Annotated in this window: 10 protein-coding genes; 4 read left to right on the forward strand and 6 right to left on the reverse strand. The window is 46.0% G+C overall.

Going from position 1 to position 16360, the window contains the following annotated elements; translation table 11 throughout:
* Positions 1-310: 310 nt before the first annotated feature.
* On the reverse strand, positions 311-1774 hold the full coding sequence (locus tag BQ5453_RS10555) for a DUF1846 domain-containing protein (RefSeq protein ID WP_071123183.1): 1464 nt from the start codon (positions 1772-1774) through the stop codon (positions 311-313).
* Positions 1775-2294: 520 nt separating this feature from the next.
* Here BQ5453_RS10555 and BQ5453_RS10560 point away from each other — a divergent pair.
* The 4 genes from BQ5453_RS10560 (at position 2295) to lpxA (ending at position 9511) form a co-directional block, all read left to right on the forward strand.
* A complete protein-coding gene (locus BQ5453_RS10560) occupies positions 2295-3467 on the forward strand; it encodes an efflux RND transporter periplasmic adaptor subunit (RefSeq protein WP_071123184.1) in 1173 nt (390 codons plus the stop codon).
* 104 nt (positions 3468-3571) lie between these two features.
* Positions 3572-6991 (forward strand): efflux RND transporter permease subunit, encoded by a 3420-nt coding sequence (locus BQ5453_RS10565; protein WP_071123185.1) that lies wholly within the window; start codon positions 3572-3574, stop codon positions 6989-6991.
* A 157-nt stretch (positions 6992-7148) separates the two neighbouring features.
* The gene (locus tag BQ5453_RS10570; protein ID WP_071123186.1) at positions 7149-8543 is read left to right on the forward strand and encodes a TolC family protein; all 1395 of its coding nucleotides are present in this window, start codon (positions 7149-7151) and stop codon (positions 8541-8543) included.
* Positions 8544-8725: 182 nt separating this feature from the next.
* The gene (lpxA, locus tag BQ5453_RS10575) at positions 8726-9511 is read left to right on the forward strand and encodes an acyl-ACP--UDP-N-acetylglucosamine O-acyltransferase (RefSeq protein ID WP_071123187.1); all 786 of its coding nucleotides are present in this window, start codon (positions 8726-8728) and stop codon (positions 9509-9511) included.
* A 934-nt stretch (positions 9512-10445) separates the two neighbouring features.
* On the opposite strand, the gene BQ5453_RS10580 is transcribed toward lpxA, so the two are convergent.
* The 5 genes from BQ5453_RS10580 to BQ5453_RS10600 all read right to left on the reverse strand — a co-directional run bounded on the left by BQ5453_RS10580 (position 10446) and on the right by BQ5453_RS10600 (position 16232).
* Positions 10446-11405, reverse strand: a complete 960-nt coding sequence (locus BQ5453_RS10580; RefSeq protein WP_022102894.1) for a PCMD domain-containing protein — start codon at positions 11403-11405, stop codon at positions 10446-10448.
* 45 nt (positions 11406-11450) lie between these two features.
* A complete protein-coding gene (locus BQ5453_RS10585; protein ID WP_161942415.1) occupies positions 11451-12710 on the reverse strand; it encodes a BamA/TamA family outer membrane protein in 1260 nt (419 codons plus the stop codon).
* Positions 12711-13000: 290 nt separating this feature from the next.
* A complete protein-coding gene (locus tag BQ5453_RS10590; RefSeq protein ID WP_071123188.1) occupies positions 13001-13810 on the reverse strand; it encodes a glycosyltransferase family A protein in 810 nt (269 codons plus the stop codon).
* 71 nt (positions 13811-13881) lie between these two features.
* On the reverse strand, positions 13882-14436 hold the full coding sequence (locus BQ5453_RS10595; protein ID WP_071123189.1) for a 5-formyltetrahydrofolate cyclo-ligase: 555 nt from the start codon (positions 14434-14436) through the stop codon (positions 13882-13884).
* Positions 14403-16232: a S41 family peptidase gene (locus BQ5453_RS10600; protein ID WP_071123190.1), complete on the reverse strand. Its 1830-nt coding sequence runs from the start codon at positions 16230-16232 to the stop codon at positions 14403-14405. Before BQ5453_RS10600 ends, BQ5453_RS10595 begins: the two co-directional genes overlap by 34 nt.
* Positions 16233-16360: the final 128 nt, after the last annotated feature.

The raw sequence follows: 16360 nt of genomic DNA on the forward strand, positions 1-16360 counted from the left end.
GGCTAAGGGCTTTTGTTGAGCTTGGGGCTTATGTGGCTTTTGAACAAGTTACTCAAGTTTCGGATTTGACAAGGGCGGGCTGAAGGCCCAATGTTCTTCATAGCCCAGGGCAAGCGAAGCGGCACCCTGGGTATCGCGTATTGAAGCAGTCGCGCCCTGTAAGGGCAAAAGTAAAAAGCTCTGTTACTTCTGCCCTTACAGGGCGTAACTTTTGCATTCATATCAACCCAAGGTGCCGCTTCGCTTGCCCTGGGCTATGGAGAACATTGGGCCTTCAGCCCGCACTTGCTAAATCAGAAACTTCAATAAGTTACTTTTTCAGCACAGGTTCGCAGGTCAAGTTGACACCCAGCTTTTTGAAGATTTTTTGGTCCACTTCACTCAGCATGACGGTGCAGTGTACCTGGCAGCCGCGCAATTTGGGCAACTGTTCGAGCGCCTTGCGGCAGTTATCATCGTTTTCAGACAAAACCGAGAGCGCCACAAGCACCTCATCGGTGTGTAAGCGGGGGTTGTGTCCGCCAAGGTATTGTATCTTGGTGTGCTGTATGGGCTCGATCATTGACTGCGGAATGAGTTTGAGTTGGTGGTCAATGCCTGCAAGGTGCTTCATGACATTGAGTAGCAAGGCAGCACTGCAACCAAGTAATTCGCTCGAACTGCCCGTAATGATGGTGCCATCTTCGAGTTCTATGGCCGACGAAGTGTGGCCAGTTTCCTTCAAGCGCTCTTTAGCTGCCGTAGTTGTGCGACGGTAGTCGGTAGTGATGCCGGCTTGATTAAAGAGGATTTGTATTTTGCTGATTTCGGCTTCGTTGCAAGCACCGCGGGCCATCTTGTTGGTGGCGGCGTAATAACGGCGTATAATTTCGTCCTTTGATGCTTCGCAGCAAGCCTCATCATCGCTGATGCAAAATCCCACCATGTTAACACCCATGTCGGTGGGCGATTTGTAGGGATTGGCACCATAGATGCCCTCAAACAGCGCATTGAGCACAGGGTATATCTCAATGTCGCGGTTGTAGTTGATGGCTATTTTGTTGTAAGCCTCCAGGTGGAACGGGTCAATCATGTTGACGTCGTTGAGGTCGGCAGTGGCGGCTTCGTAGGCAATGTTGACCGGGTGCTTGAGTGGCAGGTTCCATACGGGGAAGGTCTCAAATTTGGCATATCCGGCTCTAATGCCGCGTTTATTCTCATTATATAATTGGCTGAGGCAAACAGCCATTTTGCCACTGCCGGGTCCGGGGGCCGTGACAATAACCAGCGGACGCTCGGTTTCAACATAGTCATTTTTGCCAAAGCCCTCGTCTGAAGCAATGAGCTTGACATCGTGTGGGTAGCCTTCGATCAGGTAATGGCAGTAGGTTTTGATGCCGTCACGTTCAAGTCGCTGCTTGAATTGTGTGGCAGCCGGTTGTCCGTTGTAGTGGGTGATGACTACAGAGCCAACCATGAACCCGCGGTTTTGGAATTCGCCTCTGAGTCGGAGTACGTCCTCGTCGTAGGTGATGCCAAGGTCGGCACGTTTCTTGTTCTTCTCAATGTCGGCGGCACTGATAACAATAACTATTTCAATGCTGTCGCTGATTTTTTGAAACATGCGCAGTTTGCTGTCGGGCATAAATCCTGGCAGTACGCGGCTGGCGTGATGGTCGTCAAACAATTTGCCGCCAAGTTCCAGATAGAGCTTGCCGTCAAATTGCGAAATACGTTCTTTGATGTGTTCAGACTGAATGCGCTGATACTTTTCGTTGTCAAATCCTATTCTCATTTTGTGTACTTCGAGTTTGGTGCAAAGTTACGCAAAACATTATAGTAAACGGGAGCGGAATGCTTAAAATACGTGCGGGCGCCTCTAAAAAAGTTGGGTGTACCCGTTGGCGGAGTAATTTAACAGGTTGGCGAATTGATGGGGCGACACGTGTGTTTGTCAGGTTTCTGCGTTCCTTATTCTTCTGTCTTTAACATAACAAAAAGTGCAGGACATACTTAGTCGTCAACCTGTCAATTCGTTATCTCGTCAGCCCAAAAAACGGTCAACGGGGTAAGCATGGCCTGAGTTGTGCGCATCGTGTGTCAATTACCTTATTGCAATCTGTAATATACATTTGGGGCGTTTTGTACCTTTTTCTGCACTAAAAATTACTAATGGGCACATTTTCAAGGAAAACTAACACACTGCATTCAGTTTTTTTGCCGTAACTTTGCACAAAGTTTATATTAGGGTGTAGTATGCACTGATGTAAACGGAAAGAAGGAAACACAAATAAAATACTTATAACAAACAACACATGAAGAAAATCGCTTTATGGGTGCTTACCGCAGTGGTCTTGACCGGTTGCGGCAGCAAGTCAAAACAGATGGGCGAAGCCAGCAATGACTTTGCAGTAGAAACTGTACAAACCACGTCGGCTGACTTGAAGACATCGTATCCGGCAACAATCAAGGGTATGCAGGATATCGAAATTCGTCCGAAGGTGTCAGGCTACTTGGTAAAACTGCTTGTTGACGAAGGTTCAACTGTTCGTAAAGGTCAGCCTTTGTTTTTGATTGATTCTGAACAATATCGTGCTGCGGTAAAGGCAGCTAAGGCTCAAATTCGTGTGTGCCGAGCCAATATTGCCACTCAAAAACTTACGGTGGAAAATAAGCGTATGCTCTTTAAGCAGAATATCATTTCGAGCTACGACTTGAAGATGGCCGAAAACACTTTGGCTTCGTACGAGGCCCAGTTGGCATCGGCTGAGGCCCAGTTGCAGAGCGCACAGGACAACTTGCGCTGGTGTACGGTTACAAGTCCGGCAGATGGTGTGGTGGGCTCAATTCCTTATCGTGTAGGTAGCTTGGTAAGTGCACAATCGGCCGATCCTTTAACCACCGTGTCAAACATATCAAAGATGTATGTTTACTTCTCAATGACCGAGAAGCAATTACTTGCCCTTACGCGTGAGGCCGGTGGCGTGAATGCTGCTATTAAGAAGATGCCTGCAGTGAGCCTTTTGCTTTCAGATGGTTCAACTTACAGCCAGAGCGGTACCATCAGTACTGTAAGCGGTGTGATAGACTCTTCAACGGGTTCGGTGCAGATGCGTGCTACATTTGACAATGCACAGCACATTCTCCGCTCAGGTGGTACGGGTTCAATCCTTGTTCCTACTCATTCAAACGATGCCATCATTGTGCCACAGAGTGCTACATTTGATGTGCAGGACAAGAAGTTTGTTTATGTGTTGAACAACGATAAGACTGTTGCCACTCGCGAAATTACTGTGCTGCCGCAGAATGATGGTCAAACTTACGTAATAGCCTCGGGCCTCCGTTCGGGTGAGCGCATCGTAGTAGATGGTGTGAACCAGTTGAAGAATGGCCAGAAAATCAATCCTATTACGCTTGCTCAGCTCCGTGCTAACCAGAAGAAGGAACAGCAGGCCATGAAGGACGGCAAGATGCCGGGCGAAAAGTAATAAAGGCTCAAAGCATAATCAAGTATAATAATATGTGCAGCAAGCGGATATAGGGCTTTGACTTGACAGCCGCTTGTTGTTTATCAATTAAATATATTAGCAATATGACACTTGATCGGTTTATTAACCGTCCGGTACTCTCTACCGTGATATCAATTGTGATTGTCATATTGGGTGTATTGGGTTTGGTATCACTCCCAGTTGTCCAATATCCTGACATCGCACCACCTACTGTGCAGGTGAGCACCACCTATACGGGTGCAAATGCGCAGACCGTGTTGAACTCCGTTATTGCTCCGCTCGAAGAGCAAATCAATGGTGTGGAAAACATGGACTACATGACATCTACTGCAACCAATACAGGTGCTGCCACCATACAGATTACCTTTAAGATGGGTACTGACCCTGATATGGCAGCTGTGAATGTGCAGAACCGTGTGGCTAAAGCACAGGGTTTGTTGCCCTCGGAGGTAACGCAGGTAGGTGTGATTACACAGAAGCGTCAGAGTTCAATGTTGATGATTTTCTCTGTTTCGGATACAGAGGACCGCTACGATGAGGCTTTTGTTGAGAACTATGCAAAAATTAACATCATTCCGCAGATTCAGCGTGTAAAGGGTGTGGGTGATGCCATGGTGATGGGTGCCGACTATTCTATGCGTATTTGGCTCAATCCAGAGAAGATGGCAGAATACCACTTGATGCCTACGGACATCAGCGGTGTACTGGCTGAGCAGAACATTGAGGCCGCACCTGGTAACATCGGTGAACGTGAAAACCAGACGTTCCAGTACACGTTGCGTTACAAGGGTCGTTTGAGCCAGGTTCCCGAATTTGAGGATATTGTGATCAAGGCTAATCCTGATGGTACGATTATTCACTTAAAGGATGTGGCACGTGTAGAACTTGGCCGTGTAAGCTATGGCTTCTCGGGTAAGGTTAATGGTCACAAGTCAGTAACTTGTATGATTTCGCAGATGGCAGGTTCAAATGCAACTGAAATCATTCAGGACTGTGAGAAGTTGCTTGATGATGCACAGAAGGGCTTGCCTCAAGGCTTGAAGATTACTGTGGCTCAGAACGTAAACGACTTCCTTTTTGCCTCTATTCACGAAGTAATCAAAACCTTGATAGAGGCATTTATCCTCGTGTTTATAGTGGTGTATATCTTCTTGCAGGATATGCGAAGCACCATCATACCATCTGTGGCTATTCCTGTGGCTTTGATTGGTACATTCTTTGCTCTGTATGCCATTGGTTTCTCGATCAACTTGCTGACACTTTCGGCCATGGTGCTGGCCATTGCCATTGTGGTGGATGATGCCATTGTGGTGGTGGAAGGCGTGCATGCCAAGTTGGATCAAGGTTACACGTCGGCACGAAAGGCTTCAATCGATGCCATGCGTGAGTTAGGCTCGGCCATCGTGTCTATTACGCTCGTGATGATGGCAGTGTTTATTCCGGTGAGCTTCATGTCGGGTACCTCGGGCGTGTTCTACCGTCAGTTCGGTTTGACCATGGCCATTGCCATCGGTTTCTCAGCTTTGAACGCCCTTACGCTTTCGCCTGCCCTTTGTGCCATCTTGCTGAAACCGCACAAGGCACATGGTGAGGAGGAAGAATCGTTGAAACAACGCATGGGCACGGCTTACAAGGCTGCTGGCCGAACAATGTATCAGCGTTATGCCGAAAGCATTGGCCGCATACTTCATCCCAGTATCACTCTGATATTGGTTGTAATCTCTATCCTCGGCTTGATATTCGGTGGCTTCAACTTTGATTCGCACCCTGTCATCACTGTTATTCTTTCAATTGTAGCTATATTGGCCTTCATCGGTCTGACTACGAAAAAATTCCAAAACTCTTTCGAGGCTTCGTTCGACAAGATATTGAAGTCTTACAAAAAGAAGGTGCTTATCTTCATTCAACGCCCTTGGCTCTCACTCGGCTTTGTTGCTGGTAGTATTGCCTTGTTGGTATGGATGATGAATATCACGCCTACGGCCATGGTGCCCTCTGAAGATACCGGTACCATTATGGGTGTTGTAACCATGCCTCCTGGCACATCGCAAGACCGCACCGAAGCTTATCTTAACAAGGTAGACAGCCTCGTGCGTTCATGTCCGGCTGTTGAAATCAGCACCATTGTATCGGGTTACTCGTTCATTGGTGGACAAGGTCCTTCGTATGGTTCGTTCATTATCAAGTTGAAGGATTGGGAAGAACGCTCTATGAAGGAGAGTTCAACCGTAATCTTTGCCAACTTGTATCTGCGTTCGCGTGACGTGTTTAAGGATGCACAGGTTCTCTTCTTCCAGCCGCCTATGATTAGTGGTTATGGTGTGACAAACGGTTTTACATTCAACTTGCAAGACCGTACCGGTGGCGACTTGAACAAGTTCTACCAGGTGGCTCAGACTTTCTTGGCAGACTTGCAGAAACGTCCTGAAATCGAGTCTGCTCAGACGACCTTCAACACCAACTTCCCTCAATATACTATTGATATTGATGCGGCCAAGTGTAAGCGTGCCGGACTTTCGCCCAGGGATATCTTGACAACGTTGCAAGGTTACTATGGTGGTCTTTATGCTTCAAACTTCAACCGTTTCGGTAAGATTTATCGTGTAATGATACAGGGTGAACAAGCCGATCGTGCAAACCTTGAGAGTCTGTACAAGATAAAGGTGCGTAACGGTAGCGAAATGGCTCCTATCACAGAGTTCATGACGGTAACCCCGACCTATGGTCCTGACAATATCAACCGTTTCAATATGTACACCTCAATGTCTGTGAATGGTAACCCTGCATCGGGATATACTTCAGGTCAGGCAATTAAGGCTATTGAAGAAGTGGCTGAAAAGAGTTTGCCTACGGGTTATTCGTTTGAGTTCTCGGGCCAGACTCGTGAGGAACAGCAGAATTCAGGCAGTTCCACTGGTATCGTGTTTGTGCTTTGCTTTGTGTTTATCTACTTGTTGCTTGCTGCCCAGTACGAAAGTTACATGTTGCCTTTCGCAGTGTTGCTTTCTGTGCCCTTCGGTTTGGCTGGCTCATTCCTCTTTATTCAGGGTGTAGGTGCTATCAACAATGTGTTGCCTATTTTTGGCGAGGCTGCAAATAATATTTATGTGCAGATTGCACTTATCATGTTGATGGGTCTGTTGGCTAAGAATGCCATCTTGATTGTAGAGTTTGCTCTTGAACGCCGAAAGATGGGTATGAGCATCTCTTGGGCTGCAGTGCTTGGTGCTGGTGCCCGTCTGCGTCCTATCTTGATGACGTCTTTGGCCATGATCATCGGTCTGTTGCCTTTGATGTTCTCATTTGGTGTAGGTGCTAATGCCAACCGCTCGCTTGGTACATCTGCCATTGGCGGTATGTTGATTGGTATGTTATTCCAGATCTTTATCGTTCCTTCGTTGTTCGTGATCTTTGAATATTTGCAGGAGAAGATCAAGCCTATCACATGGGAGGATATGGATAACAGTGAGGCAAGCTCAGATATTGAACAATACACTAAATAATGCCAGTAAAGGTGCATTAGGTGATATGTAAAACTGGTAATAAGTAGAATGTTGTTGCACGGCATGAGGTTCATGCAATGATGTTTTACTTATTACTTCAACTTCTTTGGTTGTTCATGGTTTTACTTGTTACTTAACGCTTCAATAAATTACATATATGAAAATCAATTTTCCTATCATAGGTTGTGCCATGCTGATGGCAAGTTGCTCGGGTATATACAAGAACTACGAGCGCCCTCAGACATTGGCACAAGGTATTGACAGCTTGTATCGCAACACAACAACTGATGTGGTTAAAGCTGACACCGCCAGCTATGGCAATACACCATGGCAGGAGGTGTTTACCGACCCGCAACTGCAGGCTCTTATCAACAAGGCTTTGGCAAACAATACTAATTTGCTTAATGCTGATTTGAGTATTCAGCAAATCCAGGCTGGTTTGAAAATGCAGCGCCTGGCTTACTATCCGAGCATAGCCTTTCAACCACAGGGAACCATGTCAAGTTGGGACTTTAACAAGGCCAGCAAAACTTATGCTTTCCCGATAGCAGCAAGTTGGCAATTTGGTTCGATGGGTTCAATTCGTAACACGAAAAAACAGTACGAGATGAACCTCGAAATGACTAAAGCTGCAAAGCAAGCTACACGTACTGCTATTATAGCCAATGTGGCCAACCTTTACTACACGCTGCAAATGCTTGATGAACAGCTTAAGACTACGCAGGAGACTATCGGCATTTGGGCAGAGAATGTGCGCGCAATGGAGGCCATGAAGGAGGGCGGTATGACTAATCAGGCTGCCGTGTCGCAGGCTAAGGCAAATTACTATAATTTGCAAAGTACTGTGCCTGCACTGCAAAACAGTATAACACAAACTGAAAATGCGCTTTGTACTTTGTTGTGCGAGGCTCCGCACAATATCGGTCGTGGTGCTTTTAATGCAGATAATTTCCCAACACAATACTCTGTTGGAATGCCAGTTCAGCTGCTGGCCAACCGTCCAGACGTACATGCTGCTGAAATGAAGGTGGCATCGGCTTTCTATGGCGTAAACGTAGCCAAGTCGGCTTTCTATCCTTCGCTCAATATAACAGCGCAGGGAAGTTGGACGAACAATGCTGGCGCTATTGTCAATCCAGGCAAGATACTTGCCACTTTGCTCGGTTCGATTACTCAGCCGCTTTTTACCAATGGCAAACTCAAGGCAAACTTGAAGATCTCGCAGTTGCAGTATGAGGCTGCACAAAATGATTTCAAATCGACCTTGTTGAGTGCCGGCCAAGAAGTGAGCAATGCTCTTGCACAATATCAGGCTGCTGCCCTGCAGGAGGAGGCTTGCAAACATCAGGTGGCTGAATTGACTACGGCGTTGGAGAACACTAAAATGCTTTTCCAACACAGCACAAGTACCACTTATCTTGAGACGCTTACAGCACAGCAGAGCCTCATTCAGGCTCAGTTGACGCTGATTTCGGACAAATTTGACAAGGTGCAGGCCGCCATCAACCTTTATCAGGCGCTTGGCGGAGGCCGTGAAACTGAAAATAACTAACCCAATATTGATAATACTAAAGGTAGAATATAATATGGTTGGTATTTATTAGATAAATGAGGTTACAAGGTTTCTTTTGTTACATGTGGTGACTAAGGAAACTTTGTAACCTCGTAATCTTATGTTCCAACACACTAAGTGTATTCGTCCTTACAGTTTATCTTAATTAAAAACTTTATTCCATGATTAGTCCTTTAGCTTATGTTGACCCCGAGGCCAAACTTGGTCAAAACGTGGAGGTCGGCCCTTTTGCCTATATTGAGAAGGGTGTTGTGATCGGTGATAATTGTGTTATCAAGTCGCATGCCAGCATTCTTAAAGGTACAACAATGGGCAGTGGCAACATTGTTTATCAGAATGCTGTAATTGGTGCGACTCCCCAAGACTTTCACTATGTGGAGGGAACTTCTACAAAGGTGGTTGTCGGAAACGACAATCGCATTCGTGAAAATGTGGTGATAGCTGGCAGCACGTATCCTGACAAGGCTACAATTATTGGTGATAGCAATTTTATTATGGACCGCGTGCACATTTGTCATGATGTACACATATTCAATAAGTGTGTTGTAGGCATTGGTGCTTGCATTGCCGGCGAGTGTGAAATTCACGACTGTTCAATACAAAGCACAGGTGTTGTTGTACAGCAGCATGTACGTGTAGGCCGCTACTCCCTTATCCAAAGTGGTTGCCGTGTACAGAAGGATGTGCCTCCTTATGTGATATTGGGTGGTAATCCTGCCTCATACCACGGAGTTAATGCCGTTGTATTGAAACATGTTAATAAGACAGATCGTATTATTCGCCATATTGCCAATACGTATCGCATTATATATACTGGTAACTTCAGTCTTGAAGATGCAGTGCTCAAGATTCCTGAGCAGATACCTATGAGTGAGGAAATTGAAGATATCCTCGAATTTGTGAGGGGTGCCAAACATGGCATAGTGCGTCATATGGAGGAGGATTAAGTCTTGGCGGACTTAATGTCTATGTCTTAAAGCAGAAGCGCATTTCATGATTGATGGTCATGAAATGCGCTTCTTGCTTTATGTGATGACATCCCAAAGGCTACCAGCAAACGCTACCTCTAATGGGGGCGACGCGTCCCGCGTTAAAAGCAAAGGCTTTCACAGACAGGCGTGTAATTAGTGCTGCCTGTGAGCCTTTATTGGGTGTATGAACCTTTGCTTTTATGCCCGACGCGGGACGCGTCGCCCCCATTAGAGGTAGCGTTTGTGGCTTTTACCACACTACAACAACTTACACACCGAGTATCTTACATCTTACACAAACACGCTGCAACTCATTGACTATCAATGCTTTACTTAGTGTAAGATACTACAAATTCTACCTACACACTACCTACACACCCTACACACCCTACATACTGCCACACGGCACAAACACGAGAGGACGATATCACGGCATTGGGGAGTAGAAACGTCTGTTGCTCCGACAGATTGTTCTACGTCCCTGTGGCGTAAACCCCGCCGCATACGTCCAAACTGACTGCGCGACAGCGGGGGGGTGCGTGTAAGATGTATGCAGGGTAGTGTATGATACTTTGAATACATCTTACACTCTTGAAACCTCTGTATATCAACTTGTTACGTATAAAAAGTGTAAGATGGCAGTAAAAGCACACACTCTCTTTTACAAGTAGGCAAACGGGGAGGGGGCAAATATATGTGTACAAAATCTACACTTTTTTTATAAAGGGTTTAAGACGGAAAAAGTTGCGTTTCGGCGTTTTGCCGGACACCAATAATTTCCATATTATTTTGTGTTTTAGCGGACAGTAATAATTGTTGGCTTATATGGTGACATGAGAAAACTCCCGATAGCATGGCATTTGCACATGCTATCGGGAGTTACCCTTATTGGTGTGGTTATGTTTCGCTTTTAGTATGCTAAACGAACGTTGTCAACCCACAAGGTGTTGCCTACTGTACCAACGTATGCGCCACCATGGCTTGAATCAAACTGAAGTACAATGTGCGTAGGAACTTCGTTAGCAGCAGCCCAACCTACCTCGCGTACGGGCACCATTCTCCCCTTTGAGTTACGTGCATACTTGGTAAGTGCGCCAGAGGTGAGACCCCATGCTGAATTATAAAACTTTTGTCTGCGGATATCACCATAATGTATGGCGAATGATTGGTTGTTGCGCCAATTGGTTGATGAACTGAAACGGTGCACCATGGTGCCTACACGCTTGGCATAAATGTTGCCCCTGGCGTCTTCCCAACGTTTTTGCAGGTAGAGTATACAATCGGCCATGTCCTGCCCGGCAACAGTAGCACCCCTTGTGATGCCATTCTGGCGTATGCGATTACCTTTGACAATATGGGTTTTATAATCGAAAACAATTGCTTTCGGACGTTTGGTAAAGCGGAGGCCGGCATTGAGCTTGGCCATCGGATTTTTGGTGTCGGTGATTGGTTGTAATGTGCTGCCAAGGAATATGGAGCCGGCCGCAAGCACCTTGATATTGATGATGCCAAGCACTTTTGCTTCGACAATGTGAGTGTAAAGCTTCGCGCAATGTCCGTGTCCGGGGTGCGTGTCACGATACACACTGACGTTGGTCTTGGTAACGCCACTGACTTTTGCCCATACATTAGATGATCCCCATGGCCTACCTATGTGCATGAGTGTAACAGTGTTTCCACCAATTATACCACTCTCTTTGATAGATTGAGAAGACCACGATTCAAAGTTGCCTTTGGGGATGAATTGCATGCTGCCAGTTTCACTATCGGTTTGGTCTGCTTGCAGGTAATCCGGTGAATAGGGGATGGCCATTGCTGCAGAACTCGTCATGGCAAGCATAAGAGCTAATGTGATGCTTTTGAAATTCATAGTGAATGTTATATATGTTGTTTTGTACGATGCAAAGGGTATTCTTTAGAATGCTTCGTTGATGTTGAATATAAAACCGCCACCCTTGCGCGTAAATCCGTAGTCTATGCGAATATTGATGCGCTTTTTGAATTCCCAACGATATCCTACACCAGCATTTGGTAGTGTGTGACGCCACGCTATGTGGTCGAAGTCGGGGAATGCATTGGCAAGTGCTACCCATGCTACAACGCCATTGCGACCTTTGATGTGTTGCCGCAGTTCAAGCTGGCCTTCGATAATGTTCTTGTCACGATAGCGCCCTTCATAATAGCCGCGCATACGGTCGTTTGAACCAACTTCGGCTAAGAGGGCCCATGGTGTGTTACCGTAATTGAAGAGCCCGTGCAACTCCCCGGCAATAATGGCCCCTTTCCACAAACGGCCATAGGTGGCAAATGTGGCTTCGGTGCTTGAAAAGTTGTATTGTCCGTTGCCAAAGCAGCGTGGCGTGAAGGTTTGGTCTATTTGTAAAAACACACCTCGTGACGCATTAAGCATGAAGTCACGTGAGTCGTAGGTAAATGACAGTCCTGCGGTATAAGCACGTATCGTTTTGTCTTGTCCTTGCCACAGGTGCTGGTATTCGCTCTTTACGCCTTTGGCTTGTATCACGCGATAGCTTACCAATGGTCCAATATAGGTGTTGGGTGCCAATTTGCACATAAATCGTGCCATGGCGTTTATGCGGTTGCGGCGATAGTCAGTTTCGTTATTGTCATCGTCGTTTTCGGCATATCCTATGCCCCAATAACTTGTGCTAAAAGTTGAAAGGTTGAGTTTGTAGTCGAGTTGGAAGCGTTGGTGTGGAAATATGTGGTTACCGCGTAAGCCCACCATGAAGAACCCCTTGGTAGTCATGTTACTATATATAGAGGCATTTGACCTGGGTAACGTTGCATCATTATGGTCGGCAGAGTAGGTTGCTGTACCAAGAAATCCCAATCCGAGGCCTGTTGTGCCAGAATAGTTGGGACCAGGCACAAAGCCAAAGTCAACCTTTTTGTTGCTCTTGGGCTTGTTCGAGTCGCGGAAGTACCCTATGACTTTCTTTATCAACCCTTTATTGTGTGCAGGCTGTATGCTGTCAACCTGGTAGGTACCAATGCTGTCTGCTTGGTAGGTACCAATACTGTCTGCTTGGTAGGTACCAACACTGTCTGCAACGTTAGTTGCTTTTGTCTGCGTGACTGGTGAAATCGCATAAAGGTGCTGTGTATTTGCACAACACATTTGTATGATTGACAACGTGATTGCTCGTCGCATTGTTTTGTGGTTGATAGGTAGCCTACTTTTCATATCGGGCGCAAAATTACGGGTTTTATGGCTAAAATGCGATTTTTTTCGGTACTTATTGGCCTAATACCATAAATTCTATGTATTTGGTTTGCTTGTTGTCAAGTGTGTGGGACATTTTAGGGGTACAAAGAGTGCGATTGGGATTGAAAATAATAAAGTTAGGCATTGCTACTCGTGATGTGGGTAGCAATGCCTAACTTGTAATTGTTTCTAACGACTATTATTAAGTACTTGTCTAATTTATAGCTTACCACTGCTTATTTAGTGGTTCGTTTCATATAGCGAATGCCTTCTGCCAAATGGCGCATAAGGGGCAGGAAATGACAATAGCCATTTTTGGCACTTTGAAGCGCAAAGCAAAATGAAGTCCACCATGCTTGATTGCCATGTTTGTAATAAGCTATGGCTCCACGGCTTCGTTGTACACCGGCATCGATGTATATGAGCGACTTCTTGAGCATGGTGCTGGTTTCTATGATTTTGTTAGGAAAGTAATGCAGTTTGAGGCCAGCGCGTAGCGCATCTTCAAGCCATACTTCTTCCTCGCCACATGTGAGGAATTTTGTGCCAAGTCCAAATCGCTCGTCAAAACGTATGAAGCCTTGCACACTCTGACGTTTGCATGCCATCTCGAGTGCAGAAATGGTGTATAGTGCAGGCATCGCCAATACGTCAAAGTCCTTGTCTGGATAGTTTTTCAGAGGTTTGTCTGTGTAAGTTGATGCTTTGAAAAATAGTACGTCGTATTGTGGGTTTTCTTCAAACCTGCGCATGACGAGACTTGGAGTCTCAGGCAGAATGTGTGCATCATCATCGGCATACATGATAATGTCTGCGGTAGCCTTGTCGAGTGCAAGGTTTCGGTTGGCAGAGAGTCCTTGCCCCTTGTATGTGTAAACCGATACATCTGGACGTGCGCCAAGTGCTTGAGGTATGAGGTCAAGATAGCGCTCGTCTGTGTACTGATACGATACAATGTAATGCACATTGGGTTGTGGTGGCAGCAGTACATCTTGTATGCGAACCACCCCCTTGTTGAGTGAACAAATAAGTATGTCGAGTGTCATAGAAGGGTGTTTTAGAATGAAGATGTTCGAAAAAATGACTGAAAGCGTGTCCTTGTACCTAAGACTTATTGTCATTCAGACAGAGATACTACTTCGTCCATAGGAATGTCGTATGCTGTGACAGGTATGCTATCCACAAGTTGGTGAGGAAAACATACACCAATTTTGTAGGCGTGTGTTTGTCGCATCTGTTGCATCTGTTGCAAAAAGCGGTCGTAGTAGCCCTTACCGCGGCCGAGCCGATTATGTTTTACATCGAATGCTACGCCAGGTATAATAATGAGATCAATGTCGTTGTATGCAGTAAATGCAGGACCTTCTGGCTCCATTATGCCGTATGCGCCGGCTTCCATGTCGCTTGTTCTATGGTATGTTCTTAGCACCATAGAGTTGCCCTTGACAACAGGTAGTAGCAGATGCTTTTCCGTGCAGTATTGTTGTAGAAGCGTGTGGGTGCACACTTCATCAGGCAGTGAGTGATATAGCATGATAACTTTTGCAGCTCTGAAGCGTGGGTGCTCAGTGAGCTGTTTCATGATATCTTCCGATATGCGTAGTCTATCTTCTGGCGGTAAAGCAAGTGTCAAGCTTTTTATATGTTGACGAAGTGTCTTCTTTTCGGACATAATGCATACAATGGCTTGTCGTTCAAATGCTTCAGGCTTGGGGTATTGTGCGGTCTTGCGTTACATTTGGCTTGTTGCAATAGGTTGAGGAATGTGTTTCTACCAAAGCTCCAGGCAAAATGTGTATTTGGTTTGATACGGCAGATTGTAGCCCATGCTTGTTCTCTTGATTTATGAGGGGCCTGCGGAAAGGCATTGCTCGTGGCTAAAACACTGATAGCCTTGTTCACCGCAGGATCGGTACGATTGGCATACTGTGCTGCCTCGTTGTCATCGAGCATGTCGCCAATGATGGCAGACGAGATGTATGTAACGAGCAACTTGTGCGAGCGCTGAATCATCAAATTACGGCGTTTCAAACCAGCCTTAGCTGCATAGTTGGCAAAACCCTCTACAATATTCTTTTTGCTGATGTATGCAGAGAGCGTGTTGATATTGTTGTATTTTGCCAGATCAGTACGGTGGTTGTCTACGTAGTCGTAGGCATACTGAAAGAGCAGACCACCGAGATAGGCCTCTTTGAAATAGGAGGTTATACCTGTAGTGTCGCGTGGCACAAAAATATCAGGCACAATACCTCCACCGCCATACACCGTACGTCCAAGTCGTGTTTTATATTTTTCACCAGAGTTGCGTATGCTGTCTGCCGAGAAATACTCTCCATGTTCAGCTCTCAGCAATAAGTCTGCTTCGTAGTCCTCTTCGTCACCGGGCCTGTATGGTTTTTGTACGCATCGGCCAGAAGGGGTGTAATAGCGTGCAGTCGTGAGTCGGAGCATGGATCCGTCAGGAAATTCGATGGGTACTTGCACCAATCCCTTGCCAAAAGATCGACGCCCGATGATGGTACCTCTGTCGTTGTCTTGTATGGCACCAGCAAAAATCTCGCTGGCAGATGCAGATGTTTCATCAACTAAGACAACCAATGGGAGATTCTGGTATGCTCCACGACCATCGGTGCGGTATTCCTTTCGTGGCGATTTACGTCCCTTTGTGTATACAATGAGTGAGTTCTTGGGTAAGAATTCGTTGGCTAATTGCACAGCGGTTTCCATATAGCCTCCAGGATTGCCGCGAAGGTCAATAATAAGTTTTGCAAATCCTTGAGTCTGCAGTTTGGTCAGAGCTGCAATAAATTCGGCATAGGTCGTGTCGCCAAACCCTGTTATACGGATATATCCGGTGCCAGGTGCCGCCATATATGCCGCATCTACTGTCTTGACGGGCACATCTCCACGCGTGATGTTAAACGTTAGAGTACGCGGTTGACCGGCACGTTTCACACCTAAGCGTGCAACAGAGCCTTTGGGGCCTTTGAGTCGCAGCATTGTGCCATCGTTTGAGATCGTATCGCCCACGTAGGCTTTGCCATCTATGTTTATGATACGGTCGCCTGCTTGTATGCCAACGCTTTCTGACGGGCCGCCCTTTACGACCTTAACCACGCGTATGGTATCTTTGTAGAGCGTGAATTGTATGCCAATACCCGAAAAACTGCCCTTTAGGTCCTGCATGGATTCTTCAACTTTAGCCGCAGAGATGTAAGTGGAGTGGGGGTCCAATTCCTTTAGAATTTGTGGCATGGATTTCTCTACCAGGTCGGGTATGTTGACACTATCAACGTACTGATCGTCGATGAGGTGAAAAAGATCGAGAATTTTGTTGCTTGAGTTGTTGATAATGCTCAGTCTGTTGCCAGAGAAATGGTTGGCAAAGAAACTCCCTATCAAAATACCGACAATGACACCTAGTGATATGAACAGTGGAACAAATCGATTTTTGTTATGCTTAATCATTGTATATGATATAATGCGTGTGAGCGGATTTTATGGTATGTATTGAAATGTTGGCGCTTTCAAGTGTCTGATGTACAAGTGACATCTAACTTCGGTTTGCCGCAATTTTACGTAGTTCGTTGTAATGT

Source organism: Prevotellamassilia timonensis, from assembly GCF_900106785.1.
Lineage (GTDB): Bacteria > Bacteroidota > Bacteroidia > Bacteroidales > Bacteroidaceae > Alloprevotella > Alloprevotella timonensis.

What these genes read in the sequence shown, in the direction of transcription:
- BQ5453_RS10590 (WP_071123188.1), bottom strand. Translation starts at nt 13,810, where the DNA reads ATGACACTCGACATACTTATTTGTTCACTCAACAAGGGGGTGGTTCGC.
- BQ5453_RS10595 (WP_071123189.1), bottom strand. Translation starts at nt 14,436, where the DNA reads ATGTCCGAAAAGAAGACACTTCGTCAACATATAAAAAGCTTGACACTT.
- BQ5453_RS10565 (WP_071123185.1), top strand. Translation starts at nt 3,572, where the DNA reads ATGACACTTGATCGGTTTATTAACCGTCCGGTACTCTCTACCGTGATA.
- lpxA (WP_071123187.1), top strand. Translation starts at nt 8,726, where the DNA reads ATGATTAGTCCTTTAGCTTATGTTGACCCCGAGGCCAAACTTGGTCAA.
- BQ5453_RS10560 (WP_071123184.1), top strand. Translation starts at nt 2,295, where the DNA reads ATGAAGAAAATCGCTTTATGGGTGCTTACCGCAGTGGTCTTGACCGGT.
- BQ5453_RS10555 (WP_071123183.1), bottom strand. Translation starts at nt 1,774, where the DNA reads ATGAGAATAGGATTTGACAACGAAAAGTATCAGCGCATTCAGTCTGAA.
- BQ5453_RS10585 (WP_161942415.1), bottom strand. Translation starts at nt 12,710, where the DNA reads ATGCGACGAGCAATCACGTTGTCAATCATACAAATGTGTTGTGCAAAT.
- BQ5453_RS10580 (WP_022102894.1), bottom strand. Translation starts at nt 11,405, where the DNA reads ATGAATTTCAAAAGCATCACATTAGCTCTTATGCTTGCCATGACGAGT.
- BQ5453_RS10600 (WP_071123190.1), bottom strand. Translation starts at nt 16,232, where the DNA reads ATGATTAAGCATAACAAAAATCGATTTGTTCCACTGTTCATATCACTA.
- BQ5453_RS10570 (WP_071123186.1), top strand. Translation starts at nt 7,149, where the DNA reads ATGAAAATCAATTTTCCTATCATAGGTTGTGCCATGCTGATGGCAAGT.